This window comes from Pseudomonas sp. PA-1-3F, from assembly GCF_021609665.1.
Lineage (GTDB): Bacteria > Pseudomonadota > Gammaproteobacteria > Pseudomonadales > Pseudomonadaceae > Aquipseudomonas > Aquipseudomonas paracarnis.
In genome coordinates, this window is sequence record NZ_WJZD01000046.1 from 15077 (window position 1) to 40547 (window position 25471).

Sequence of the window (25471 nt, forward strand, 5' to 3'; positions counted from 1 at the left end):
GCAATTGATCGTCAATGGGGCACAGTCAAATGGCGCCCACTGCCCGGCATCGTTTGTCTTGCCCCTTCGCCCAGCGCTTGAACTCAGCGATCAGGGTCCGGCTTGATCGCTATATCAGGCACCGGCTTATAGAACGGTCCATAGTCCAGCAGTAGCTCCTCGCCTCTCTTGATGTCCTTGAGCGCCACATAGAACGTCAGGTTTTTCCCGACCGCGATGGACACGACATTGTTGGACATCCACGCAGGCCCCTCGCCCAGTTGCGAGGTATTGATCAGGCTCAGGGTGTTGCCAGTGTGCAGGCCGCTCACCGTCCGGGTACCCGAGCGCGTACCGAACAGGTAAGTCATTACAGCCCGCGAACCTTGCTTGCGCTGCTCCTCGAACAGTGACGCTTCGTCTGCATGGTATTTGCCTGCATAAGGGCCAAGCACTTCAAATTGGGGGATATCGCGCCGCGCCCATACCGAAGCGCCGCGAGCAGGCCCCCCATCGTCCAACGGCGTGACCACCTCCAGGGCATCGTCAAATCGGGTCTGATGCTGGCCTTCGGTGCGCAGCCAGTCTTTGATCGACGCCTTGATCTGTGCTGAAACCCTCGCCTTAGTCGGGCTATCAAGCCCATCGAGCACGCCATTCCAGTGGGAGATGCGGATGTCATCAATCGGGCCTTCGAGTGATTGGGTCAAGCTGATTCTGGGGTTCACCGGGTCCTGCAGAATCGGCAGCGTGTTGTCGATCTGATGACGAGGCAATGTCGGGAAATCGCTGGGTTCAACCTTGATCACCACGGGCGGGACTGTCGAAGCGGGGGCTGGGGCCTCCAGGCCTTGCGTTGTGCCGGCGCCGACCTTTGATGGTGGCGGGTCCAAGGGCTCTGATGCGGGGCGTTTTCGAGGGGTATCCGTAACCGATTGCCCAGGAACGGGGCGCGGCCCAGTGCCTTGCTGTAACCGTCCCAGACGTTGCGAGGCGTTCGCTGTAAACGAGCCGTCCGCTCTCACGTACTTACTCCAGAGGTCTGGACTAAGCCTGTGCTGTTGCACAAACTGCGCCTGCGTGACGGAGTTGTCTGCGCTCTCGGCAAGCGCTTGCCACTGGCGCAAAAGGTCACCGGTAATCCTGCGATAGGCGCCATCGGTTACATTCTTCATCAGGGCTTCGCCGGCCGCCGACAGGCCACCATCAGGACGGACATACGCTCTGAACGAATGCACACTCAGGTTATGCTGAACGGCGAACCCCTCCATGGTCATGGTCTCACGCGCCTGCTGCGTCAGCTTTTGCCACCTATCGATATGCGTTTCGGTCACCCTGCCCGCCGCCATGTTGGCAGAGCGGTCGCGCACCGTCACACCGGCAGGGCTCAGTTTGCCGTCAGGCTGTACGTAATACTCAAAGGTTCTCGGGGATAGATGTTTCTGGCGAGCAAAGCCCCTGCGTGTAAGGCTTCGTTGCTGCGCGGGCGGCAACGCCTCCCACTCGCGCAAATGCCCAGCCGTGATCAACTCCATGCGCGCCCTGGGAACATGGGTGAGCGGGCCCAGTGCGGCGCGCTCAAGGCGTTCGCTGGCGGTCTTTTTCAAGGAACCATCAGCGTTGACCCAGTCTCTCCAAGTGGCTGGATGGAGCCCGTTCTCGCTTGTGAACTGCGCTTGCGTGATCGCATTATTCGGGTCCTCGAAATAGGCTTTCCACTGGCGAAGGTGGTCGTCGGTAATCTTGTTAGGGGCAATACCGACCACCCTGTCCATCAGTTCTCTACCGACCGGCCCCAATGTACCGTCTCGCCGCACATGGGTTTTGAACGAGCCTGGATTAACGTGATAAAGCTCGGCAAACCCCTCGAGCGTCATTTCGTCACGCTCCGTCTGTGGCATGTCTTGCCAATCACGGATATGGGTTTCAGTCACGGTATAAAATGGCGTATTGGGTGCACGGTCGCGCACCGCCACGCCGATAGCGGTCAACTGACCATCTGGTTTTACATAGCGATTGAACACTTTCGGGTGCAGATGTTGCTGCCGGGCGAAGCCTGCGGGGGTAAGGCTTTGCTGCTGCTCCAATGATAACGCCTGCCAAGCGCGCAAATGATCGGCCATGGGGGTCTGGGCCTGAACAGCGGACGCCCGTGCGGCGCTTTGCAGTGCGCGTTCCAGACGCTGCGCGCCCGCTCCCTTCAATGAGCCATCCGCGTTGACGTACTGCGTCCAGCTACGTTGGCTGAGCCCGTGCTGGCTCACGAACTGCGCTGACGTCAATGAGTTGCCTGGTTGCCTGAAAAGCTCATCCCACTGGCGTAAATGATCATCGGTAATCTGGTTACTTTTGGCGGGACCAGAGGAGTTGATCAGCGTTTCCCCGCGGGTCATCAGGGTACCGTCCTTGCGCGCATACGTTTTGAACGTACCCGGCCGAAGGTTATGAAGAACAGCAAACCCCTCCTGGGTCATTTCGTCACGCTGCGCCTGGGTCATGTTTTTCCAATCACGCACATGCGTTTCGGTCACCTTTGCGGTGAATGCGTTGGCAGGGCGATCACGCACGAGCACGCCGCTATCGGTTAACTGACCGTCTGGCTTTACGAAAAACTCAAAGGTTTTCTGTGTGAGTTTATTCTGCTTGGCAAAGCCCTTTCGGGTCAGCCTTATCTGCTCCTGCGGCGACAAGGCCTCCCAGGCCTTCAAGTGCTCAGCAGTGATCTGCCCGCCGCCGGGTGCCCCCAGGCGTTGCCATTCGTCGCCCTGTACATGCTGGACCAACAACTCGGTTTGCCGGTTGTTGTGATAAATACGGGCCTGCACGGTGCCGTCTTCCGTGCGCGACACCTGGCGCACCTCATACACCGCTGTGTCACCGTTGCTGTCGGTATGGCGTATGTGCGAGGAGTGCCCATCGGCTGCCATATATACGCCCTGGCTGTTGCGTGTGAGCCCTGCGATTTTGGATTCAGGCACTTTGAAGTGCCCGAACAGCTCATGGCTCAGCTCACTTGGCCCATCGAAGCTCGCAGTGTCCACCTCACCGTCGACAGCCTGGGTTGCGGCCTTGAACTCATCGAGCGGGCCGCCATAAGGCCGCATCGCGTCGGCATCGAATGCATACCACTTGCCACCCTTGAGCACCGCGGCCCCCTCCACCGTCTGGCCTGCCACCTTCACGGTGCCCGTTGCGGCGGCTTCGTACTGTTTGCTGATCGCCTTTAACACGTCATAACTGCCGGTGGCGCCCCTGAGTTTGTTGACGGCCTTGACGCCTTTGGACAATACATAGAGACCAGCGCTACCCACCAACCTGGGCAAATCGCCCACCCCGCCGACGGGGTTGAGTACGTCAATGGCCGCCACGCCGATGACCTTGACCGCCCGCAATGCCTTGGCCCCGGCAGACAGCGCAGAACGGCCGACCTTGAGCAACTTTCCTGCGGTGGAGGTGCCGGCGGTAAGAAAACCGAATACATCCAGCAAGAGGTCAAAAGCACCCGCGCCATACTGCCCGTTCTGAAAATTGACAATGGCGGACCTGAACGGGATCAGGTTCAACAAAAACTCGCTCAGCTGTGCGTTCGCCTTGTCCAAGGCGGTTTGCCCACGGGCCTGCTGTTTGATAGCGGGATCGTCGAGGTCCAAGTGTTCGACAAACGCCGTGGCAATTCCATGGGATCGAGCGCTGGTAAAGCTATCCCAAGGCGCGTTATTCAGCGGTCGCTCACGTCCCAGATCATCGGCTTTATGGCTGGGCGTGAATACTTTGGTCGTCGAAACCTTGTTGCCATCCCTGTCTTCCTTAACCTTTGTACTGTAAAGGCTCGTCTTTTCAATCGTGCCTTTGTTGAAGTCGATGACGTAGGCGTGCGACGTGCCTTGCAGCTCGGTTTTGACCAGCAGCCCCGGTTCATTTTGAGCATACGTATTATTGAAATGCCCATCCATGACGTATGAGCCTTCCTGGAAAAAACTGACCTTTCCAAACTCGAAATGCTTGCGATCCTGTAAGGGCAGTTGCGAGATCATGTGCCTGACCGTTGTATTGACGGCGGCCTTTTTTTCCTCCATTGCACGGCTGAACTGCCGTTCGAATTCTGCCGGCACGCCAAATTTCCGATTGGCGTTCAAACTCGTTAGTACCCTTTGCAGGTCGTTGCCCTTGAGTGAGCTGCTGGGTTCGTGCGCCTTGAAAGGCCGGGACTCCAGCCAGTCGTCCATTGCGACATCCAAGAGCGAAATACCTCCCCCTTCAATCTTCACGTAGTGCTGATCGACAGCAAATACTTTCTCCTCGAAAAACGCGCCAAGGTCGCCAAATCGCTCCTTGAGCTTGGTCAGGGCGATCTCTATTCGCGTGGGCAATGCCTTATCCAGTGCATGGGAGGCAGTGAGCCGGGTGTCCAGCTGCGCGTTGAATGCGGCCCTTGCCGATTCAAGTTGCGCGGGTGGATAGTCGCCATTCTCTCTTTTTGTGAGAACGCCACTGGCCACGGCCCAGTCCAGCAATGCCACCGTCTCTGCCGCTTGGGTAACTCCTGGGTCAACCCGCCGTGCTTCTTGCGCCTCGCTCATGACCTGGGCAAACGTCATGCCGGGGACTTTGCCCGGCGTCTGCGCCTCAATCGTCATCGCAGCAATCGCCAGGCTGGCCCATGCCTGGCTGCCGACTTTCACCGTCGCAGGAATGTCTTTGATCAGAAACTGCGGCGCCGACTTGGCCAGCAACAGGTACGCGCCGACACTTGCCAGTGCAGCGCTGGTTTTGCCAGTACGACTCAAATGTTCGGCCAAGCCAGCCACCACCGTGGCTGCGTGGTGTCCCCCATGCGTGTCACCGCCCAGATCAAACCCGGCGACGCTGTTGCAATCGGGCGCGGTGATCGACTCAGGGTCCATCTGCAGTGCGACAGCGGCCAGTAGGTAATCGCTCGCGCTGCTTTCGCTGTCAATGCCCTGCATTGTTTGCTGCAGCGCGTTGCCCATCCGTTGCCCTTGCGGGGAATTGACCAGCGCTTCGAGTATTTTGGCCGGGTCGCTCCCCACTTCTGCCGGCAGCGGCTGGCGATACCGCAGGAACTCCAGTACGCCACCCTTGGTTTGCATCACCAGCGGCTGGTCGCCCAAAGGGTGTGCGTAATTCATCGTCGCAAGGCGCAAGCGCCGCTGCTCGTCTGCACTCAAGGGATTTGGCCAGGATAATGCCCCGCCCAAATGGCCCAGTGAGAAGACAGGACTGTTGGGTAATGGCAAGTTCTGGCTGGGACGCTGGGGCGTCAACGACGGTTCAAGGTCATCGGCCACAAGCGGTGGCCGTTTTTCAGCTGCTGCCAAGGGAAGCGAAAAATGCGTATGTGCTGCGGTAATTGTCATAAAGCGCCTGTGCATAGTCGAAGAATCATCCAGGCAAAAGCGCGTTTCGGCGCTTGCGGCCGTTCACTGAGTGTCAGCGCTCAATGAGGAGGTTCCTGACCAAGTACAAGATTTCGTGACAGTGCACAGGTACAGCGTCAGAGCAACGCGCTGGCTAGCATCCCAATCGCCACCACCCCACACAGGCTGGCGAACCCCACTTGCAACACCCGCGCGGGGATCACCGAACACAACCGCCTTCCCGCCAACATGCCGACGACGCTCGCACCAATAAACACCCAGCCCACCGGCTCGATGCTCACGCCTGCATGAAACGCACCGGCCACGCCGATCAGCGACAGCAGGCTGACCACCATTAACGACGTGGCGACGATCCCGCGCATCTGCACGTCGGTCAGTTGCTTGAACGCCGGCACGATCAGGAAGCCGCCGCCCACGCCCAGCAAACCTGAAACGGCGCCGGTCACCGCTCCCAACGCCGCCAGGGTGGCGCTGCATTTGGCGGTCCAGGCCAGGCGACCGGTCTGCTGGTTGAGCATGCAGTTTTTCTGGCCCCACGACGCCGCACCATGGTCACTCGGCCCGGCCTCGCGCTTTTCCCGTTGCAGCATGCGCCAGGCCACCAGCACCATCAGCGCACTGAACAGCCCCATCAGCACCGGTTCCGACAGTTGGTGGGCGACAAACACGCCCAACGGCGAAAACAGCGCGCCAAGCAAGGCGATCAGTAACGCCGCACGGTAACGCACCAAGCCATGACGCAAGCCATCAATGGCACCAACCGCTGCCGCTGCGCCCACCGCCAGCAACGACACCGGCGCGGCCTGGGTCATGGTCAAGCCCAGCCCCAGCACCAGCGCCGGCACCCCAAGGATGCCGCCGCCCGCGCCAGTCAGGCCCATGACCAGGCCCATCAATACACCCAACACACTGGCCAGCAGCATTCAGTCCACCTTGCTCAGACGGGTCAGCCACTCGCGGCCCTTGAGCATGCCATTCCAGTAGAACCAAGGCAGCAGCGTGGCCTTGAGGAACCACATCGAACGGCGTGCTTGCGTGGGATCGAGGGGAAAGGTCGGCAGCAACGTGCCGCCGTAGCCAAACTCGGCAAGCACCACCTTGCCCTTCTCCACCGTCAGTGGGCAGGAACCATAGCCGTCATATTTGAGCGGCAAAGGTGCCTGCTTGCGCAGGGCCAGCAGGTTTTCGGCCACCACCACGATTTGCTTGCGCACCGCCGCAGCAGTCTTGGCGTTGGTGGTGCCGCACACATCGCCCAGGCCGAAGATATGCGGGTAGCGCAGGTGTTGCAGGCTGTGGGGGTTCACTTCGCACCAGCCGGCGGCGTCGGCCAGCGGGCTCTGGCGGATAAAGTCCGGGGACAACTGCGGCGGTACGACGTGGAGCATGTCGAAGGTTTTCTCTTCGACCGTCGCGTTGCCTTCGGCGTCTTTGACTTCAAACCAGGCTTTGCGCGCCGGGCCGTCGACTTTCACCAGGTTGGAGTTGAACGCCAGGCGAGCGTTGTATTTTTCGACGTACTTCATCAGCGGCGGCACAAAGGTTGGCACACCGAACAACGCCGCACCGGCCAGGTTGAACTCGACGTCGATGTGTTTGAGGTCGCCCTGCTTGAGCCAGTGGTCGCAAGACAGGTACAGGGCTTTTTGCGGCGCGCCGGCACATTTGATCGGCATCGCCGGCTGGGTGAACAACGCCTTGCCACCCTTGAGCTGCTGCACCAACTGCCAGGTGTACGCGGCATGCTCGTAGCTGTAGTTGGACGTGACACCGTGCTGGCCAAGGGTGTCTTGCAGGCCTTCGATTTTTTCCCAGGCCAGGCGCAGGCCAGGGCAGACGATAAGGTTCTTCCAGGTGACGCGCTGGCCGCTGTCGAGCACCAGGGTGTTTTCATCGGGCAACAGTTCGCTGACGGCGGCCTGCACCCAGCTGACGCCATTGGGCAGCACATCGGCCAGGGGCCGGCGGGTCTTGTGCAGGTCGTAAGCGCCGCCGCCGACCAGGGTCCAGGCCGGTTGGTAGCAGTGGTAGTCGTTAGGTTCGATGAGGGTGATGTTCAGCTGCGGGTCGCGCTTGAGCAGGCTGGCCAGCAGGCCGATGCCTGCCGAGCCGCCGCCGATGACTACGATATCGCCACTGATGGTGGGTCCCCAGTGTTGTTCGGTCATTGTCTACTGCCTTTTTGAGTCAATGCACACAAGGGTCGCTGCCGGATGGCGTCACGCCCAGCTTTTGATGACCGCGCCGCAATACAGCCCGGACAGGGTTTTCATCACTTGAATCACTTCGTGGCTGGCCAACCCGTAGAAAATGTATTTGCCTTCCCGACGGGTGGCGACCAGCCCTTCATCGCGCAGGATGCCCAACTGTTGTGACAGGGTGGGCTGGCGTACGCCGGTCAGGGCTTCCAGCTCGCCGACGTTGCGCTCGCCCTGGGTCAACTGGCACAGGATCAACAAGCGATCTTCGTTGGCCAGGGCCTTGAGCAAGGCACAGGCCTTGGACGCCGATGCACGCAACTGGGCGACCTCGCCCTCACTCAACGTAGATTCCATTTGCCTCGGGTCCTTTAAGTCACTTAAGCTCAAAACATTATGTGTAAATGTAAACTGATTGTAACCACTTTTTTCTTCAGCAGAGACAGCCGCCATGCCAGCGTTGATTCAAGCCTTTCTGGATGACGCATCGTCGACCTACACCTATATCGTCTATGAAGCCGATGGCGGCCCCTGCGCCATCGTCGACTCGGTGCTCAATTACGACCCGGCTTCGGGGCGCACCGATACGGCACAAGCCGACAAGGTGATTGCCTTTGTGCGCGAGCATGGCCTGCACGTGCAGTGGCTGCTGGAAACCCACGCCCATGCCGACCACCTGTCCGCCGCGCCCTACCTGCGCCGCACCTTGGGCGGCAAGATCGCGATAGGCGAGTCGATCAGCAAGGTGCAGGGCGTGTTCAAGAACCTGTTCAACCTCGAGCCGGAATTTCGCGTGGACGGCTCGCAGTTCGATCACCTGTTTGCGCCGGATGAAGTCTTTCATATCGGCAACTTGAAGGCCCAGGCGTTGCACGTGCCTGGACACACCCCCGCCGACATGGCCTATTTGATCGACGGCCGCTTGATCCTGGTGGGCGACACCCTGTTCATGCCCGACGTCGGCACCGCCCGCTGCGACTTCCCCGGCGGCGATGCGCGGCAGTTGTACGCATCGATGCGCAAGCTGTTGGCGTTCCCTTCGGACACCAAGTTGTACGTGTGTCATGACTACCCGCCCGAGGGTCGAGAGGCCAAGTGCCAGACCACCGTGGCGGAACAACGAGCGGGGAACATTCATGTGCATGATGGCGTGGATGAAGCGGCGTTTGTAGCGATGCGCACCACCCGTGATGCCGGATTGGGGATGCCGACGCTGTTGTTACCGGCGATTCAGGTGAATGTGCGGGCGGGCAACATGCCGCCAGCGGAAGAGAATGGCGTGACCTACCTGAAGATCCCCCTAAACCAACTTTGAAACGGAGGGGACCTGCCAGTCATTTAAACGCCCACGATCTCCTGTAGGAGCGAGCTTGCTCGCGAAGAACGTTAACGATAACGCGGGCTGCCTGAAAGCATGTGGCGACTGTGAGTTCTTCGCGAGCAAGCTCGCTCCTACAGAGAATCAGGAACCGAGGCTGATGCCGTTGGCCGGCAACGGCAGCGCGGTTTTGTAGCGCACTTGCTTCAAGGCAAAACTGGAGCGAATGTTCGCCACCCCCGGCACCTTGGTCAAAAAGTCCATCATAAAGCGCTCCAGGGACTGGATCGTGGGCACCAACACGCGGATCAAATAGTCCGGGTCGCCGGCCATCAGGTAGCACTCCATCACCTCAGGCCGATCCGAGATCGCCCCTTCGAATTGCTGCAGCGCCAGCTCGTTCTGTTTTTCCAGGCTCACATGGATGAACACATTGACGTGCAGCCCCAGCAAATCAGCATCCAGCAGCGTGACCTGCTCACGAATCAGCCCCAGTTCTTCCATCGCCTTGACGCGGTTGAAACACGGAGTGGGCGACAGGTTGACCGAGCGGGCCAGGTCGGCATTGGTGATCCGGGCATTCTCCTGCAGGGCGTTGAGAATGCCGATATCGGTACGGTCCAGTTTGCGCATGAGACAAAATCACCTGTTTATTATGTTTATGCAGTTTTTTTATCCGCAAATGGCCGGCGACGCAATGAAACAGAGATAAATATTCTTCTACGCCACGCCTATGATTGTTGTAGGACAAGATTTCTTCTATCCGAAGACTGACTGTCAGCTAGCGCGCCCACTACAAGAAATTCACAAGATAGAGCGTAGAAAGCCATGACCCAGCCGTATGCACCGCTGCGCCTGCACGTTCCCGAACCCTCGGGCCGCCCAGGCTGCAAGACCGACTTCACCTACCTGCGTTTGACCGACGCCGGCCTGGTACGCAAACCCGCCATCGACGTAGAGCCCGCCGACACCGCCGACCTGGCCAAGGGCCTGATCCGTGTGCTCGACGATCAGGGCCAGGCCCTGGGCCCGTGGGCCGAAGGTGTCTCCACCGAGATCATGCGCAAAGGCATGCGCGCCATGCTCAAGACGCGCATTTTCGACAACCGCATGGTGGTCGCCCAGCGTCAGAAAAAAATGTCGTTCTACATGCAAAGCCTTGGCGAAGAAGCCATCGGCAGCGCCCAGGCCCTGGCCTTGAATATCGACGACATGTGCTTCCCCACCTATCGCCAGCAAAGCATCCTGATGGCCCGCGAGGTGCCGCTGGTGGACCTGATCTGCCAACTGCTGTCCAACGAGCGCGACCCGCTCAAGGGCCGCCAATTGCCGATCATGTATTCGGTCAAGGAGGCGGGCTTCTTCACTATTTCCGGCAACCTTGCCACCCAATTCGTGCAGGGCGTGGGTTGGGGCATGGCCTCGGCGATCAAGGGCGATACCAAGATCGCCTCGGCCTGGATCGGCGACGGCGCCACTGCTGAATCGGACTTCCACACCGCCCTCACCTTCGCCCACGTGTACCGCGCGCCAGTGATCCTCAACGTGGTCAACAACCAGTGGGCGATTTCCACCTTCCAGGCCATCGCTGGCGGTGAAGCCACCACCTTCGCCGGACGCGGTGTGGGTTGCGGCATCGCTTCCCTGCGCGTGGACGGCAACGACTTTATCGCCGTGTACGCCGCCTCGGCCTGGGCCGCCGAACGTGCGCGCCGTAACCTGGGGCCCACCCTGATCGAGTGGGTCACCTACCGCGCCGGCCCGCATTCCACCTCCGATGACCCATCCAAGTACCGTCCCGCCGACGACTGGAGCCACTTCCCCCTGGGCGACCCGATTGCCCGCCTCAAGCAGCACCTGATCAAGATTGGCCAGTGGTCCGAAGAGGAACACGCGGCGGTCAGTGCAGAACTTGAAGCCGAAGTGGTCAAGGCGCAGAAAGAAGCCGAACAGTACGGCACCCTCGCCGGCGGCCAGATTCCAAGCGCCGCGACCATGTTCGAGGATGTCTATAAAGAGATGCCGGAGCACTTGAAGCGCCAGCGTCAAGAGCTGGGGGTGTGACATGAACGACCACAACAACAGTATCGAACTGGAAACCGCCATGACCACCACCACCATGACCATGATCCAGGCCCTGCGCTCGGCCATGGATGTGATGCTTGAGCGTGACGACAACGTGGTGGTGTTCGGCCAGGACGTCGGCTACTTCGGCGGCGTGTTCCGTTGCACCGAAGGCTTGCAGACCAAGTACGGCAGCTCGCGGGTGTTTGACGCCCCCATCTCGGAAAGCGGCATCGTCGGCGTGGCCGTGGGCATGGGCGCTTACGGCCTGCGCCCGGTAGCGGAAATCCAGTTCGCCGACTACGTCTACCCCGCCACCGACCAGATCATTTCCGAAGCGGCACGCCTGCGTTATCGCTCGGCCGGCCAGTTCACTGCGCCCTTGACCATGCGCATGCCCTGCGGCGGCGGCATCTATGGCGGCCAGACCCACAGCCAGAGTATCGAAGCGGTGTTCACCCAGGTCTGCGGCCTGCGCACGGTGATGCCGTCCAACCCCTATGACGCCAAGGGCCTGCTGATCGCCTCCATCGAAAACGATGACCCGGTGATCTTCCTCGAACCCAAGCGCCTGTATAACGGCCCTTTCGATGGCCACCACGACCGCCCGGTAACGCCGTGGTCCAAACACCCCCAAGCCCAGGTGCCGGACGGTTACTACACCGTGCCCCTGGACGTGGCGGCCATCGTGCGCCCAGGTTCGGCTGTGACGGTGCTGACCTACGGCACCACCGTGTATGTGTCGCAAGTCGCCGCTGAAGAAACCGGCATCGACGCCGAGGTCATTGACCTGCGCAGCCTGTGGCCGCTGGACCTGGAGACCATCGTCAAGTCGGTGAAAAAGACCGGCCGTTGCGTGGTGGTGCATGAGGCCACGCGCACCTGCGGCTTTGGTGCCGAGTTGGTCTCGCTGGTGCAAGAGCATTGCTTCCACCACCTGGAAGCGCCGATCGAACGCGTCACTGGTTGGGACACTCCCTACCCGCACGCGCAGGAGTGGGCGTATTTCCCAGGGCCGTCCCGAGTGGGCGCGGCGTTGAAACGGGTCATGGAGGTCTGAATGGGCACGCACGTTATCAAGATGCCGGACATTGGCGAAGGCATCGCGGAAGTTGAATTATCGGTATGGCATGTAAAGGTCGGCGACCTGGTGGTTGAAGACCAGGTGCTGGCGGATGTGATGACCGACAAGGCGATGGTGGATATTCCCTCGCCGGTCCACGGCAAGGTGATTTCCCTCGGCGGCGAGCCGGGTGAGGTCATGGCAGTGGGCAGCATTTTGATCAGCATTGAAGTGGAAGGCGCAGGCAATACCAAGGATATGCCGGAGGTTGCCGAGCCGGCGAAGGCCGCGCCACCTGTGGCCGAAGCCAAACCGGTACAGGCGCCGGTAGAAAGCAAGCCCGCTGCAGTAGTGAAAGCGCCGCAAGCGCCCGTGGCCCGTGAAGCCAGCGAACGCCCGTTGGCCTCGCCTGCCGTGCGCAAACACGCGCTGGATGCCGGGATTCAACTGCGCCTGGTCCAGGGCACAGGGCCTGCGGGCCGGATTCTGCATGAAGACCTGGAGGCTTACTTGCGCCAGGGCCCGACAACGGGCGCCAGCGCCGCCAACCCGTATGCCGAGCGCACTGACGAACACCAGATCCCGGTGATCGGCATGCGCCGCAAGATCGCCCAGCGCATGCAGGACGCCACCCGCCGCGCCGCGCATTTCAGCTACGTGGAAGAGATCGACGTCACCGCCCTCGACGAGTTGCGCGTGCACCTCAACGAGAAGCACGGTGCGACACGCGGCAAGCTGACCCTGCTGCCGTTTATCGTGCGAGCCATGGTGGTAGCCTTGCGCGACTTCCCGCAGATCAATGCGCGTTACGACGACGAAGCCCAGGTCATCACTCGCCTTGGTGCCGTGCACGTGGGCGTCGCCACCCAGAGCGACGTGGGCCTGATGGTGCCGGTGGTGCGCCACGCCGAAGCCCGCAGCCTATGGGGCACTGCCGAAGAAATCGCGCGTTTGGCCAACGCCGCACGTACAGGCAAGGCCAGCCGTGAAGAGCTGTCCGGTTCGACCATTACCCTGACCAGCCTTGGCGCCCTGGGCGGCATCGTCAGTACGCCAGTGCTGAACCTGCCGGAAGTGGCCATCGTCGGCGTCAACCGCATCGTTGAGCGGCCGATGGTGATCAAGGGCCAGATTGTGGTGCGCAAGATGATGAACCTCTCCAGCTCTTTCGATCACCGCGTGGTCGATGGCATGGACGCGGCGCAATTCATCCAGGCCATTCGCGGCCTGCTCGAACAACCCGCCAGCCTGTTCCTGGAGTAAGGGCATGACTCAGACATTGCACACCACGCTGCTGATTATCGGCGGCGGCCCCGGCGGTTATGTCGCGGCGATTCGCGCAGGCCAACTGGGCATCCCCACCATTCTGGTGGAAGGCCAAGCACTGGGCGGCACCTGCCTGAACATTGGCTGCATTCCCTCCAAGGCGCTGATCCATGTGGCCGAGCAGTTCCAGCAAACCGTGCACCATAGCCAGGGCTCGCAGTTGGGCATTGAGGTGGATGTACCGACTTTGGACATCCGCAAGAGCGTGGAATGGAAAGACGGCATCGTTGACCGCCTGACCACCGGCGTCGCCGCACTGCTGAAAAAACACAAGGTGCAGGTGATCCATGGCTGGGCCAAAGTCATCGACGGCAAGACCGTCGAGGTGGGCGAGCAACGCATCCAGTGCGAACACCTGCTGTTGGCCACCGGCTCGACAAGCGTCAACCTGCCGATGCTGCCGATTGGCGGGCCGATTATCTCGTCCACCGAAGCCCTGGCACCGACCCATGTACCCAAACGTTTGATCGTGGTGGGCGGTGGTTATATCGGCCTGGAACTGGGGATTGCCTACCGCAAGCTTGGTGCCGACGTCAGTGTGGTCGAGGCCCAGGCGCACATCCTGCCGGCCTACGACGCCGAGCTGACCCTGCCGGTGGCTGAATCCCTGAAGAAACTCGGCGTGAAGCTGTACCTGGAACACAGCGTCACCGGCTTTGCCGACAACAAGCTGCAAGTACGTGCACCCAATGGCGACGCCCTGGCGCTGGACACCGACCAGGTGCTGGTCGCGGTGGGGCGCAAACCCAACACCCAAGGCTGGAACCTCGAAGCGCTGAACCTGGACATGAACGGCGCGGCGATCAAGATCGACAGCCGCTGCCAGACCAGCATGCGCAACGTGTACGCCATTGGCGACCTCAGTGGCGAGCCGATGCTGGCGCACCGGGCCATGGCCCAGGGCGAAATGGTTGCCGAACTGATCAGCGGCAAGGCCCGCGAATTCAACCCGGCGGCAATTCCGGCGGTGTGCTTTACCGACCCGGAACTGGTGGTGGTCGGCAAGACCCCGGACGAGGCCAAGGCTGCTGGCCTGGATTGCATTGTGTCGAGCTTCCCGTTTGCCGCCAATGGCCGGGCCATGACGCTGGAGTCCAAAGCCGGCTTCGTGCGGGTGGTGGCGCGGCGTGACAATCACTTGATTGTTGGCTGGCAAGCGGTGGGGGCTGGGGTTTCGGAACTCTCCACTGCGTTTGGCCTGAGCCTGGAAATGGGCGCGCGCCTGGAGGATGTGGCCGGCACCATCCATGCCCATCCGACCCTGGGTGAAGCGGTGCAGGAAGCGGCGTTGCGGGCGTTGGGGCACGCGTTGCACCTGTAAAAACACAACCCCTGTAGGAGCGAGCTTGCTCGCGAAAATCGCCAACGATAACGCGGGCCACCCAGTTAAACGCGGCGTCCTTGCGTTCTTCGCGAGCAAGCTCGCTCCTACAGGGGATGCGAACAGCCCTGTGAATGCAGTATTGTTCGCCCATCCAGAAAAAAATCCGACTTGACCAGAGATAGAGGGTGTCATGGGTAACGAGAGCATCAATTGGGACAAGCTGGGTTTTGACTACATCAAGACCGACAAGCGGTTTCTCCAGGTCTGGAAGAACGGCGAATGGCAAGCTGGCACCCTGACCGACGACAATGTGCTGCACATCAGCGAGGGCTCCACTGCCCTGCATTATGGCCAGCAATGCTTCGAGGGTCTGAAGGCCTACCGTTGCAAGGACGGTTCGATCAACCTGTTCCGCCCGGACCAGAACGCCGCCCGCATGCAGCGCAGCTGTGGCCGCCTGCTGATGCCACAAGTGCCGACCGACGCGTTCATCGACGCCTGCAAACAAGTGGTCAAGGCCAACGAGCGCTTCATCCCGCCGTACGGCAGTGGCGGCGCGCTGTACCTGCGCCCGTTCGTGATCGGCACCGGTGACAACATCGGCGTGCGTACCGCGCCGGAATTCATCTTCTCGGTGTTCTGCATCCCGGTCGGTGCCTACTTCAAGGGCGGCCTGGTGCCGCACAACTTCCAGATCTCCGGCTACGACCGCGCCGCGCCGCAAGGCACCGGTGCCGCCAAGGTCGGTGGCAACTACGCCGCCAGCCTGATGCCGGGTTCGGAAGCGAAGAAATCCGGCTTCGCCGACGCGATCTACCTGGACCCGATGACCCATTCGAAAATCGAAGAAGTCGGCTCGGCCAACTTCTTCGGGATCACCCACGACAACCAGTTCATCACGCCGAAGTCGCCTTCGGTATTGCCAGGCATCACCCGCCTGTCGCTGATCGAACTGGCCCAGACCCGCCTGGGCCTGGAAGTGGTAGAAGGCGAAGTGTTCATCGACAAGCTGGACCAATTCAAGGAAGCCGGCGCCTGCGGTACCGCTGCGGTGATCTCGCCTATTGGCGGCATCCAGTACAACGGCAAGCTGCACGTGTTCCACAGCGAGACCGAAGTCGGCCCGATCACCCAGAAGCTCTACAAAGAGCTGACCGGTGTGCAGACCGGTGACGTGGAAGCGCCAGCGGGTTGGATCGTCAAGGTCTGACAGCCACAAAAGCCAGCGACACCACAAAACCCTGTGGGAGCTGGCTGGTTGATCGTTCCCATGCTCCGCTTGATCGTTCCCACGCTCCGCGTGGGAATGCAATGCATCCCCTGACGCTCCGCGTCACCTGTTGTCCGGCGGGACGCGGAGCATCCCAGGCGGCATTCCCACGCAGAGCGTGGGAACGATCAAAGGCCTATCGCTATCGCAGGCAAGCCAGCTCCCACACTGGTTTCTGCACCTTCATGAGCGTGGCGTAATATTCTCGGCAATCTTCTTGCCCATACTGATCCTCGGCTCCACCCCATACCCCAACGCCTCATAAAACCCCACCACCACGTCATTGCCGCCGGTGATCTGCAGGTTGATTTTCATGCAACCCAGCGCAGTCAACGCCTGTTCGGCATAGCGCACCAGCGACGACCCCAGGCCATGGCGCCGATAGTCGGTATGCACCGCCACCGAATACAACCAGCCACGATGCCCGTCATAGCCGGCAAGGATGGTACCGATCACGGCTTTGTTGTCGGTGGCAACGAAGAACAACCAGTCATTGACCGCCAGTTTCTTATCAATCGCCAGGCTCGGCAGGTTATGCGCGGTGTCATAGCCAAACGCCTGCTGCCATAACTCAATCACCTGGGCACGGTGTTGACGGTCGCGATACGGCCCGATGGGGTGGCGGGACAACAGCGCCTTTTCCATCACCAACGTGCGCTCGTTGCCGTGGTACACGTCACGCACGTTGTGAAAACCCAGCTTGGCGTAGAAGGCTTGCGCCGTCAGCGAGGACGGCACGCTCAGCACCGTCACGCCGGCTTCACGGGCGCGCAGCTCGATCTCGATCATCAACAATCGGCCAATGCCCTGCCCTTGCAGCGCCGGGTTGACGAACACCGAGCGCACCACGTTGCCGTCCAGTGCGGCCGTAGCAACGATCAGTTGATCCTGAGTCGCCACCAACACCACACGCCGCTGGAGTAACGCCATTACCGCGTCGGGGGTGAAGTTGCTGGCAACCCGCGCAATCACATCTGCTGGGTAATCACGTGCGTTGCTGCTGTGCAGCGCAGCCAGGATGACCTGGCTGATGCCCTCGGCATCTGAAGGTTGGGCAAGGCGAACAGCGGTAGACATGGTTCCTCCTGGCTGACACAACGATAACAATCACCACAATATCAATGTGGGAGCTGGCTTGCCTGCTCCCACAGGTTGATCGTATTTCAATCTGACAGCCGATTCGGCTGCGCCACCCCCGTTTTCAGCTTTCTTGGCTGAGCCACCCCGCTGTTTCAGCCGGGATCCTTTCCCCGCAACGCACACAATAGCGGCACAAGATCCCCAACGGACCCGTGCCCCCATGCAAACCACCAACACCGTCCTGATGATCCGCCCGGCGCGCTTTGCCTTCAACCCGGATACCGCGATCAACAACCGTTTCCAACGCCCGCCGCTGGACCCGCTCAGTGCACAGCACAAAGCGCTGGAGGAGTTCGACGGTTATGTCGACACCCTGCGCCAGCATGGCGTGGAGGTGCTGGTGGTGCAGGACACGCCGGCGCCTCATACGCCCGACTCGATCTTCCCCAACAACTGGTGGAGCAGCCATGCCGACGGCAGCCTGGTGCTCTACCCCATGGAAGGCCAGAACCGCCGACTGGAGCGCAACAAGGGCGTGCTGCAAGTACTGGAGCAACGCTTTGCGATCAACACCACCATCGACCTCAGCCACCTGGAACAACAGAACATCTTTCTGGAAGGCACCGGCAGCATGGTGCTCGACCGCCAGCACCGCATCAGCTACGCCTGCCATTCGGGGCGCACCCACCACGCGGCCCTACGCCAGTTTGCCGAACGCCTCGACTACCAACTCTGCGTGTTCCACGCCCTGGACCGTCACCAGGCCCCCATCTACCACAGCAACGTGATGATGAGCGTTGGCCGCGACCTCGCGGTGGTGTGCCTGCAGGCCCTGCCCGATGACAGCGAGCGCCTGGCCCTGGAACGCTCCCTGCGTGACACCGGCAAGGACATCCTCAGCCTGGACATCGACCAGTTGGAAGCCTTCGCCGGCAACATGCTGGAAGTCCACGACCGGGACGGCCAGCCGTTGCTGGTGATGTCCGCCAGTGCCTGGGGCGCCCTGCATCCGGCGCAGCGTCAGCATGTGGAGCGCCATACGCGGCCGGTGGTGGTGAATATCGACAACATCGAACGCATCGGCGGCGGTAGTGCCCGTTGCATGCTGGCCGAAGTGCATCTGCCGGCCCGCCACTCATTTCAATAAGGAGTCTTGCCATGACCCGTTATATCGACGTCAACGACCTCAGCTACCTGGTTTCGCAAAAAGGCCTGCAAACCTGCATCACCGAAATGGCCGACTACATTCGCGCCGACTACCTGCGCTGGCAGGATTTTGAGAAATGCGCGCGCCTGGCCAACCATTCACCGGATGGCGTGATCGAGCTGATGCCGGTGTCCGATGCTTCGCTGTACGCCTTCAAGTACGTCAACGGCCACCCGAAAAACACCCTGGCCGGCATGCTCACCGTGATGGCGTTCGGTGCCTTGGGCGACGTCGACACCGGCAAACCGGTGCTGCTGGCGGAAATGACCCTGACCACTGCGATCCGCACCGCTGCCACCTCGGCCCTGGTCGCCCGCTACCTGGCCCGCGCCAACAGCCGCAGCATGGCGCTGATCGGCAACGGCTGCCAAAGCGAATTCCAGGCACTGGCCTTCCACGCCATGCTGGGCATTACTGAAATCCGCCTGTTCGACATCGACCCCCAGGCCACCGCCAAGCTCGCCGCCAACCTCAAGGCGTTTCCGGCGATCAAGGTGATCCTGGCCGCCAGCGTCGCCGAGGCAGTCAAAGGCGCGGACATCGTCACCACCGTGACCGCGGACAAGGCCTACGCCACCATCCTGACTGACGAGATGATCGAGCCAGGCATGCACCTCAATGCCGTGGGCGGTGACTGCCCGGGCAAGACCGAGCTGGACCGCCGCATCGTCGAGCGCGCCAGGGTGATCGTCGAGTACGAACCGCAAAGCCGCATCGAAGGTGAAATCCAGCATACGCCGGAAGATTCGCCGGTCACCGAGCTGTGGCAAGTGATCAACGGCCAACAGCCGGGCCGCGAGAATGAACGCCAGATCACCCTGTTCGACTCGGTGGGTTTTGCTATCGAAGACTACTCGGCCCTGCGCTATGTACTGGACGTGGCCAAGGCCCTGGATGTGGGCAGCGAGCTGGAGCTGGTGCCAGACCTGGCCGACCCGAAAGACCTGTTTGCACGCCTGGCCCAGCAACCTGTGGTACAGCATAAAAAGCGCGCCTGAAACCGCTCTGGCTTGCCACTTTGCGCCCAGGGCAGGCCAGATTCGGGTGGGTTGAAAGCCGATTTTGCCGGTGTCACAGCCGATTCCGCTGCATTGCCTGTTTTAACAGCGCAATTTGCGCTTTGCGCAGGGGGTAAACGACACAAAAAACGCACCATCATGAAGCATTCTCTGCTCCCAGTTATTCACTGCCCCTGACATCAATTACAAAATATAGGGACCGACACATGACTCCTCTGCGATCACTCTTCGCTGCGTTGCTGTTGCCACTGTGCGCCACTGCTGCCCACGCCCAGGACTGGAAAGAAATCCGGTTTGGCGTGTTCCCCGAATACCCGCCCTTCGAATCCGTCGCCGCCGACGGCAGCTTGCAAGGTTTCGATATCGAACTGGGCAACGCCATCTGCGCCAAGCTCGAAGTGAAATGCACTTGGGTGCACAACGAATTCGACGGCATGATCCCGGCCCTGCGTGCGCGCAAGTTCGACGCGATCATGTCCTCCATGGCCGTGACCCCGGCCCGCGAGAAAGTCATCGACTTCACCGACCGCCTGTTCCTCAGCCCCACCTCGGTGATCACCCGAAAAAACGCCACCTTCGGTGATACCCCCGAGTCGCTGAACGGCAAGCAGGTTGGCGTGCTGCAAGGCTCGTTGCAGGAAGCCTATGCCCGCGCGCACCTGGCCAAGCTCGGTGCACAGATCAAGGCGTACCAGTCCCAGGAACAGAACTACGCCGACCTGCAAAACGGCCGCCTCGACGCCACCCTGACGGACAAGCTCGAAGCCCAGCTCAACTTCCTGTCCAAGCCCGAAGGCGCCGACTTCAAGACCGGCCCGGCCTTCAAGGACCCGACCCTGCCTCTGGACATCGCCATGGGCCTGCGCAAGAACGACCAGGCGTTGCGTGAGCTGATCAACAAGGGCATCGCCGCCGTCCAGGCCGATGGCACCTACGCCCAGATCCAGAAGAAATATTTTGGCGATCAGGACATCTACAACGAGTAACCGGCAACCCGTGCCCCTGTGGGAGCGGGCTTGTTGTGGCGAGGGAGCTTGCTCCCGCTGGGGTGCGAAGCGCCCCCAAAAAGCCGGCTCCAGCTGCGCTGTCGAACGGGAGCAAGCTCCCTCGCCACAACAAGCCAGCTCCCACAGTAAATCCGTGCACTCCTTCGAGATCTTCCCCATGAACGACCTCCTCAACCTGCAAGGCTACGGCCCCATGCTGGCCCAGGGTGCCTGGATGACGCTCAAGCTGGCGTTCCTCGCCCTGGCCCTGAGCCTTACCCTTGGCCTGGTCGCCGCGGGCGCCAAACTCTCCAGCGCCAAATGGCTGCGCGTGCCGGCCACGCTCTACACCACGTTGATCCGCAGCGTGCCGGACTTGGTGCTGATCCTGCTGATCTTCTACAGCCTGCAACTATGGCTCAACGACCTGACCGAAGCGTTCGGCTGGGACTACGTTGAAATCGACCCGTTTACCGCCGGGGTGATCACCCTGGGGTTTATCTACGGCGCGTATTTCACCGAGAACTTCCGGGGTGCGATCCTCAGCGTGCCGGCCGGCCAACTGGAAGCCGCCACCGCCTACGGCCTGAGCCGCTGGCAGCGCTTTCACCTGGTGCTGTTCCCGCAACTGATGCGCTTTGCCCTGCCGGGCCTGGGCAATAACTGGCTGGTGCTGCTCAAGTCCACGGCGCTGGTGTCGATCATCGGCCTGTCAGACCTGGTCAAGGCCGCGCAGAACGCCGGCAAGTCCACGAGTGAGCCGCTGTACTTCCTGATCCTCGCGGGCCTGGTGTACCTGGTGATTACCACCCTCTCCAACCGCATCTTCAAGCGCCTGGAACGGCGCTATAACCTGGGCATCAAGGGGATGGCGCGATGATCGAATTGTTCCAGCAATACGGCCTGGCCTACCTGTTCAGCGATGGCAGCGGCCTGTCCGGTGTCGCCATGACCTTGTGGCTGTTCATTATTTCGGTAGTGCTGGGCTTTGGCCTGTCGATCCCCCTGGCGCTGGCACGCGTGTCAGAGCATTTCTGGCTGCGCTGGCCGGTGGAGGTCTACACCTACCTGTTCCGCGGCACGCCGCTGTATATCCAACTGTTGATTTGCTACACCGGGCTGTACAGCCTGGAAGTGGTGCAGGACAACGCCCTGCTCAACCAGTTTTTCCGCAATGCGCTGAACTGCACGCTGTTGGCGTTTGTGCTCAACACCTGCGCCTACACCGTGGAAATCTTCGCCGGGGCAATTCGCAACATTCCCCATGGCGAGATCGAAGCGGCACGCGCCTATGGCCTGCACGGCTGGCGGCTGAACCTGTTTGTGATCGTGCCCGCCGCATTGCGTCGCGCCCTGCCGGCCTACAGCAATGAAATGATCCTGATGCTGCACGCCACGTCGCTGGCGTTCACCGCCACCGTCGCCGACATCCTCAAGGTCGCCCGCGATGCGAATGCCGAGACGTTCCTGACCTTCCAGGCCTTCGGCATCGCCGCCCTGCTCTACATGCTGCTGTCCTTTGCACTGGTGGGCCTGTTCAGGCTGGCCGAACGTCGCTGGATGCGCTTTCTTGTTCCTACCCGAGGCTAACCCATGAATCAGTCCGCGCAGGCCCTGGCCGCTTATCCAATGGATGTACCCGTCGGCAACACCGCCACGGCGGCCATCAAGCTGCAAGTCGAAGGTATCCATAAACGCTACGGCGAACACGAAGTGCTCAAGGGCGTGTCCCTCAACGCACGCCAGGGCGATGTGATCAGCTTGATCGGCGCCAGCGGTTCGGGCAAAAGCACGATGCTGCGGTGCATCAACTTTCTGGAACAGCCTGACGCCGGGGTGATCACCCTGGACGGCATCAGCATCGAAATGCAACCAGGCCGCGCCGGCACCCGCGCGCCGCACCAGGCGCAACTGCAAAACCTGCGCACGCGCCTGGCCATGGTGTTCCAGCACTTCAACCTGTGGAGCCACATGACCGTGCTGGAAAACATCACCATGGCCCCGCGCCGGGTGCTGAACGTGAGCGCCGCCGAAGCCGAGAAACGTGCGCGGCTGTACCTGGACAAGGTCGGCCTGCCGAGCCGCGTGGCGGACCAATACCCGGCGTTCCTGTCCGGTGGCCAGCAGCAGCGGGTGGCGATTGCGCGAGCGCTGGCGATGGAGCCGGAGATCATCCTGTTTGATGAACCCACCTCGGCCCTGGACCCGGAGCTTGTAGGAGAAGTGCTTAAAGTCATACAGACGTTGGCCGAGGAAGGTCGTACCATGCTGATGGTCACCCACGAAATGGGCTTTGCCCGCCAGGTGTCCAGCCAAGTACTGTTCCTGCATCAGGGCCGAGTCGAGGAACACGGCGGCGCCGAGATCCTCGACCATCCCACCAGCGAACGCTTGCAGCAATTTCTTTCCAACCGTTTGAAGTGAACTCATGGATACCAAGGCCCACGGACCCCATTCTTCCCCTACGCTGGATCGCATCGACGAAGCGATCATCGACGTACTCAGGCATCAGGGGCGTATCACCTACGAAAAGCTCTCGTCACTGGTGCACCTCACCCCCAGGCCCTGCCTGGAACGGGTGCGCAAGCTGGAACGACGCGGGGTGATCCGTGGGTATGGGGCGATCATCGATGTGCAGATGGTCTCACCGGGGCTGTCGCTGCTGGTGCTGGTGGCCCTGTCCAACCAAAGCGGGCGCTCGGCGCAAAAGGCCTTCGAAGCCTGCGTGAAAGCCTGCCCGCAGGTATTCGAATGCCAGTTGATCAGCGGGCCGTTCGACTACAGCCTGCGCATGCGCTGCCGGGATATGGAGCATTACCGGGTGCTGACCGAGACCTGGTTGAACAATGATGAGTTGCACATTGATAAGCTGGTGGCGCATCCGGAGTTGGCGGTGGTCAAGAACACCGCGACCGAACTGGCCTGAACCAGCTAGCTCGTTCCCACGCTCTGCGTGGGAATGCATCCAATGACGCTCCGCGTCACAACTTCAAGAGCAGACGCGGAGCGTCCAGGGTGGCATTCCACGCAGAGCGTGGGAACGATCAATCAGTCACCCCACATCTGACGGGTCGACCGCTATCGCAGGCAAGCCAGCTCCCACATTGACCGGGTTTGCAATTCTTTTGCCTGGCTTGGCACCCACCAGCTTCGCCTGCCCATCCTTCTGCTTGCCCGTACGCGCCTCGCTGATCAGCCCCGGGATCAACTTGCCCTCCGGCAAATTCTTCCAGAAGCGGCTGGGCAAATGCCCTTCCATCACCTTGGGATTCAGCCGCGCCGGGTTGAAGATGTGGCTGTAGTAGGTCAACCACATCGCACTGTGGGGATCTTCAACATTCTGCGCCAGTTGCTGCCAGGCCTCGGGGCACTGGCGCTGATGAATCAATTGCTCGCCGTCGTAATACACCCCGTCCAGGGGCGTGGCGATCATCCAGCGATGGCGGCCCATGCGCCCGATAAAATGCTCGCTGGCGCTCTTGAGAATGTCATGGGCCGGCTCATGCCAGGCCACGTACTCCGGCAGTTCCGGCCCGGCCCCGTCCGGCAGCGCGATGAAGCGCACAAACGCATGCAAGTGGTGGGCTTCCCGGCTGACTTGCTTGATGCGCCGCTGCAATTCGCTGCCCAGCTTGTCACCCGCGAGCATGGCCGTGCGATCACCATGGCTGACCCGCCACAGCACTTCATACAACAGGCTCCAGCGCTGATCACCGTGATAACAGGCAGCGGACTCCAACAATTGCAACAACGCCTTGGGTATGCGCGCCTGAAACGGCCCCATCCCTGGTGGGATCAGTTCATCGGTAGCGAACAGGTCCGCCGCCTGCACCTCGCCCCAACTGACCTGGCTGGGGTCGACCTGATGGCTGAGCAACCAGCGGGCCTGTTCGCGCCAGGTGCTGAACAGGTTGTCGCACTCCAGGCTGATCATCCCCACAGCCCCATCTGTTGCGGCTGCGGACGGTCACGCAATTGTTCGCGCAACAACACACTGGTGCTGTCGGCCTGCTGCGGGTGGTAGTCGCTGGTGATGAAAAACGGCTTGGCCTTGGCCAGCACGCAGCGCATGCGCGCCAGGTCTTCGAAGCGGATCTTGCGTTCACGGCGCAGGTCGACCAGGCGCTGGGTGGTGCGCAGGCCGATGCCGGGGATACGTGCGATCAGGGTCGGCTCGGCGCGGTTCAGGTCCAGGGGGAACACCTCGCGATGCTCCAGGGCCCAGGCCAGCTTGGGGTCGATATCCAGTGCCAGGTCACCGGGGCCGGCGAACAGCTCATTGGCGCTGAAACCGTAGCTGCGCAGCAGGAAATCAGCCTGGTACAAGCGGTGCTCGCGCATCAAGGGCGGCGCGGCCAGGGGTACGCTTTTCGGGCTGTTGGGGATGGGGCTGAACGCCGAGTAATACACGCGGCGCAGCTTGAAATTACCGTACAACGCCTCGGCACCGTGCAGGATGGTGCTGTCGTCGGTGTCGTCGGCACCGACGATCATCTGCGTGCTCTGCCCGGCCGGAGCGAAACGTGGCGCGCGGGGTTCGTTGAGCACCGTCTGTTCGCCGGTGTAGATGGTCTGCATGGCCTGCTTGATCGAGCCGATCTGCTTCTCGGGCGCCAGGGTTTGCAGGCTGGCGTCGGTGGGCAGTTCGATATTTACGCTGAGGCGATCGGCATAACGGCCAGCCTCGGCGATCAGGGCCGGGTCGGCATCGGGGATGGTCTTGAGGTGGATATAACCGCGAAAGTCATGCTCTTCGCGCAGCAGTTTGGCGACCCGCACCAGTTGCTCCATGGTGTAGTCCGACGAACGGATGATGCCGGAACTGAGGAACAGCCCACTGACGCAATTGCGCTTGTAGAAATCCAGGGTCAGGGTGACCACCTCCTCCGGGCTGAAGCGCGCACGGGGCACGTCGCTGGAGCGGCGGTTGACGCAGTATTGGCAGTCGTAGAGGCAGAAGTTGGTGAGCAACACCTTGAGCAACGACACGCAACGGCCATCGGGCGTGTAGCTGTGGCAGATGCCCATGCCATTGGTGGAACCCAGCCCCGCCTTGCCCTCGGAACTGCGCTTGGGCGCGCCACTGCTGGCGCAGGACGCGTCGTACTTGGCGGCGTCGGCGAGGATGCTGAGTTTTTCGATCAACTGCATGGAGGGCTACCGATACTGGTTTTTTGTACAGTACCAATAGCCACACTTTGTCACAAGTGCCGTCTGTAGGAGCGAGCTCTTGTGGCG

21 protein-coding genes are annotated in these 25471 nt (G+C 61.2%); 13 read left to right on the forward strand and 8 right to left on the reverse strand.

Going from position 1 to position 25471, the window contains the following annotated elements:
* Positions 1-83 precede the first annotated feature (83 nt).
* From GIV26_RS24475 to GIV26_RS24490, 4 genes are all read right to left on the reverse strand, one after another.
* A complete protein-coding gene (locus GIV26_RS24475) occupies positions 84-5357 on the reverse strand; it encodes an SET domain-containing protein-lysine N-methyltransferase (protein ID WP_236282557.1) in 5274 nt (1757 codons plus the stop codon).
* Between the two features lie 137 nt (positions 5358-5494).
* Positions 5495-6301: a sulfite exporter TauE/SafE family protein gene (locus tag GIV26_RS24480; RefSeq protein WP_034127968.1), complete on the reverse strand. Its 807-nt coding sequence runs from the start codon at positions 6299-6301 to the stop codon at positions 5495-5497.
* Positions 6302-7546 carry an NAD(P)/FAD-dependent oxidoreductase gene (locus tag GIV26_RS24485; RefSeq protein WP_054898245.1) on the reverse strand — a complete coding sequence of 415 codons (1245 nt, stop codon included), beginning with the start codon at positions 7544-7546 and terminating at the stop codon, positions 6302-6304.
* A 51-nt stretch (positions 7547-7597) separates the two neighbouring features.
* Positions 7598-7933, reverse strand: a complete 336-nt coding sequence (locus GIV26_RS24490) for an ArsR/SmtB family transcription factor (protein WP_003174875.1) — start codon at positions 7931-7933, stop codon at positions 7598-7600.
* Between the two features lie 94 nt (positions 7934-8027).
* Here GIV26_RS24490 and GIV26_RS24495 point away from each other — a divergent pair, with 94 nt between their 5' ends.
* On the forward strand, positions 8028-8891 hold the full coding sequence (locus GIV26_RS24495) for an MBL fold metallo-hydrolase (RefSeq protein WP_034127970.1): 864 nt from the start codon (positions 8028-8030) through the stop codon (positions 8889-8891).
* 147 nt (positions 8892-9038) lie between these two features.
* Here the strand turns inward: GIV26_RS24495 and bkdR are convergent, their stop codons facing one another.
* Positions 9039-9527: a Bkd operon transcriptional regulator BkdR gene (gene bkdR, locus GIV26_RS24500; protein WP_003174877.1), complete on the reverse strand. Its 489-nt coding sequence runs from the start codon at positions 9525-9527 to the stop codon at positions 9039-9041.
* A 195-nt stretch (positions 9528-9722) separates the two neighbouring features.
* Here bkdR and GIV26_RS24505 point away from each other — a divergent pair, with 195 nt between their 5' ends.
* From GIV26_RS24505 to GIV26_RS24530, 5 genes are all read left to right on the forward strand, one after another.
* Positions 9723-10958, forward strand: a complete 1236-nt coding sequence (locus GIV26_RS24505) for a 3-methyl-2-oxobutanoate dehydrogenase (2-methylpropanoyl-transferring) subunit alpha (protein ID WP_054898243.1) — start codon at positions 9723-9725, stop codon at positions 10956-10958.
* A 1-nt stretch (position 10959) separates the two neighbouring features.
* A complete protein-coding gene (locus GIV26_RS24510; protein WP_005789444.1) occupies positions 10960-12018 on the forward strand; it encodes an alpha-ketoacid dehydrogenase subunit beta in 1059 nt (352 codons plus the stop codon).
* A complete protein-coding gene (locus tag GIV26_RS24515) occupies positions 12019-13284 on the forward strand; it encodes a dihydrolipoamide acetyltransferase family protein (RefSeq protein ID WP_054898242.1) in 1266 nt (421 codons plus the stop codon).
* A 4-nt stretch (positions 13285-13288) separates the two neighbouring features.
* Positions 13289-14668: a dihydrolipoyl dehydrogenase gene (gene lpdA / locus GIV26_RS24520; RefSeq protein WP_181125296.1), complete on the forward strand. Its 1380-nt coding sequence runs from the start codon at positions 13289-13291 to the stop codon at positions 14666-14668.
* A 193-nt stretch (positions 14669-14861) separates the two neighbouring features.
* Positions 14862-15881 carry a branched-chain amino acid aminotransferase gene (locus GIV26_RS24530; RefSeq protein ID WP_003192309.1) on the forward strand — a complete coding sequence of 340 codons (1020 nt, stop codon included), beginning with the start codon at positions 14862-14864 and terminating at the stop codon, positions 15879-15881.
* Positions 15882-16124: 243 nt separating this feature from the next.
* Here the strand turns inward: GIV26_RS24530 and GIV26_RS24535 are convergent, their stop codons facing one another.
* Positions 16125-17018, reverse strand: coding sequence for a GNAT family acetyltransferase (locus tag GIV26_RS24535; protein ID WP_236282559.1), 894 nt, complete (start codon positions 17016-17018; stop codon positions 16125-16127).
* A gap of 223 nt (positions 17019-17241) precedes the next feature.
* Between GIV26_RS24535 and ctlX the strand changes: the two genes are divergently transcribed.
* The 7 genes from ctlX (at position 17242) to GIV26_RS24570 (ending at position 23159) form a co-directional block, all read left to right on the forward strand.
* Positions 17242-18168, forward strand: a complete 927-nt coding sequence (ctlX, locus tag GIV26_RS24540) for a citrulline utilization hydrolase CtlX (RefSeq protein ID WP_236282561.1) — start codon at positions 17242-17244, stop codon at positions 18166-18168.
* A gap of 11 nt (positions 18169-18179) precedes the next feature.
* Positions 18180-19226: an ornithine cyclodeaminase gene (locus GIV26_RS24545; RefSeq protein WP_236282563.1), complete on the forward strand. Its 1047-nt coding sequence runs from the start codon at positions 18180-18182 to the stop codon at positions 19224-19226.
* A gap of 227 nt (positions 19227-19453) precedes the next feature.
* Positions 19454-20233, forward strand: coding sequence for an ABC transporter substrate-binding protein (locus GIV26_RS24550; RefSeq protein WP_032896457.1), 780 nt, complete (start codon positions 19454-19456; stop codon positions 20231-20233).
* 178 nt (positions 20234-20411) lie between these two features.
* Complete coding sequence (locus GIV26_RS24555) at positions 20412-21113, forward strand: ABC transporter permease (protein ID WP_014719023.1); 702 nt, start codon at positions 20412-20414, stop codon at positions 21111-21113.
* Complete coding sequence (locus GIV26_RS24560) at positions 21110-21823, forward strand: ABC transporter permease (protein WP_014719024.1); 714 nt, start codon at positions 21110-21112, stop codon at positions 21821-21823. The genes GIV26_RS24555 and GIV26_RS24560 overlap by 4 nt, the downstream gene beginning before the upstream one ends.
* Before the next feature lie 3 nt (positions 21824-21826).
* Positions 21827-22657, forward strand: a complete 831-nt coding sequence (locus tag GIV26_RS24565) for an ABC transporter ATP-binding protein (RefSeq protein WP_003192318.1) — start codon at positions 21827-21829, stop codon at positions 22655-22657.
* A 4-nt stretch (positions 22658-22661) separates the two neighbouring features.
* Positions 22662-23159, forward strand: a complete 498-nt coding sequence (locus tag GIV26_RS24570; protein WP_014719026.1) for an Lrp/AsnC family transcriptional regulator — start codon at positions 22662-22664, stop codon at positions 23157-23159.
* Between the two features lie 126 nt (positions 23160-23285).
* Here GIV26_RS24570 and GIV26_RS24575 read toward each other — a convergent pair whose 3' ends face one another.
* Together GIV26_RS24575 and GIV26_RS24580 are read right to left on the reverse strand one after the other, a co-directional pair.
* Positions 23286-24167 carry a TIGR03915 family putative DNA repair protein gene (locus GIV26_RS24575; protein ID WP_054917426.1) on the reverse strand — a complete coding sequence of 294 codons (882 nt, stop codon included), beginning with the start codon at positions 24165-24167 and terminating at the stop codon, positions 23286-23288.
* Positions 24164-25384 carry a putative DNA modification/repair radical SAM protein gene (locus GIV26_RS24580; protein WP_014719028.1) on the reverse strand — a complete coding sequence of 407 codons (1221 nt, stop codon included), beginning with the start codon at positions 25382-25384 and terminating at the stop codon, positions 24164-24166. Before GIV26_RS24580 ends, GIV26_RS24575 begins: the two co-directional genes overlap by 4 nt.
* Positions 25385-25471 lie beyond the last annotated feature (87 nt).

Excerpts from the sequence above, each read along its gene's own strand:
- GIV26_RS24480 (WP_034127968.1), bottom strand. The coding sequence starts at position 6,301 with ATGCTGCTGGCCAGTGTGTTGGGTGTATTGATGGGCCTGGTCATGGGC.
- GIV26_RS24580 (WP_014719028.1), bottom strand. The coding sequence starts at position 25,384 with ATGCAGTTGATCGAAAAACTCAGCATCCTCGCCGACGCCGCCAAGTAC.
- GIV26_RS24545 (WP_236282563.1), top strand. The coding sequence starts at position 18,180 with ATGACCCGTTATATCGACGTCAACGACCTCAGCTACCTGGTTTCGCAA.
- GIV26_RS24475 (WP_236282557.1), bottom strand. The coding sequence starts at position 5,357 with ATGACAATTACCGCAGCACATACGCATTTTTCGCTTCCCTTGGCAGCA.
- GIV26_RS24485 (WP_054898245.1), bottom strand. The coding sequence starts at position 7,546 with ATGACCGAACAACACTGGGGACCCACCATCAGTGGCGATATCGTAGTC.
- GIV26_RS24555 (WP_014719023.1), top strand. The coding sequence starts at position 20,412 with ATGAACGACCTCCTCAACCTGCAAGGCTACGGCCCCATGCTGGCCCAG.
- GIV26_RS24565 (WP_003192318.1), top strand. The coding sequence starts at position 21,827 with ATGAATCAGTCCGCGCAGGCCCTGGCCGCTTATCCAATGGATGTACCC.
- bkdR (WP_003174877.1), bottom strand. The coding sequence starts at position 9,527 with ATGCGCAAACTGGACCGTACCGATATCGGCATTCTCAACGCCCTGCAG.
- ctlX (WP_236282561.1), top strand. The coding sequence starts at position 17,242 with ATGCAAACCACCAACACCGTCCTGATGATCCGCCCGGCGCGCTTTGCC.
- GIV26_RS24530 (WP_003192309.1), top strand. The coding sequence starts at position 14,862 with ATGGGTAACGAGAGCATCAATTGGGACAAGCTGGGTTTTGACTACATC.
- GIV26_RS24490 (WP_003174875.1), bottom strand. The coding sequence starts at position 7,933 with ATGGAATCTACGTTGAGTGAGGGCGAGGTCGCCCAGTTGCGTGCATCG.
- GIV26_RS24535 (WP_236282559.1), bottom strand. The coding sequence starts at position 17,018 with ATGTCTACCGCTGTTCGCCTTGCCCAACCTTCAGATGCCGAGGGCATC.
- GIV26_RS24505 (WP_054898243.1), top strand. The coding sequence starts at position 9,723 with ATGACCCAGCCGTATGCACCGCTGCGCCTGCACGTTCCCGAACCCTCG.
- GIV26_RS24560 (WP_014719024.1), top strand. The coding sequence starts at position 21,110 with ATGATCGAATTGTTCCAGCAATACGGCCTGGCCTACCTGTTCAGCGAT.
- lpdA (WP_181125296.1), top strand. The coding sequence starts at position 13,289 with ATGACTCAGACATTGCACACCACGCTGCTGATTATCGGCGGCGGCCCC.
- GIV26_RS24575 (WP_054917426.1), bottom strand. The coding sequence starts at position 24,167 with ATGATCAGCCTGGAGTGCGACAACCTGTTCAGCACCTGGCGCGAACAG.
- GIV26_RS24510 (WP_005789444.1), top strand. The coding sequence starts at position 10,960 with ATGAACGACCACAACAACAGTATCGAACTGGAAACCGCCATGACCACC.
- GIV26_RS24515 (WP_054898242.1), top strand. The coding sequence starts at position 12,019 with ATGGGCACGCACGTTATCAAGATGCCGGACATTGGCGAAGGCATCGCG.
- GIV26_RS24570 (WP_014719026.1), top strand. The coding sequence starts at position 22,662 with ATGGATACCAAGGCCCACGGACCCCATTCTTCCCCTACGCTGGATCGC.
- GIV26_RS24495 (WP_034127970.1), top strand. The coding sequence starts at position 8,028 with ATGCCAGCGTTGATTCAAGCCTTTCTGGATGACGCATCGTCGACCTAC.
- GIV26_RS24550 (WP_032896457.1), top strand. The coding sequence starts at position 19,454 with ATGACTCCTCTGCGATCACTCTTCGCTGCGTTGCTGTTGCCACTGTGC.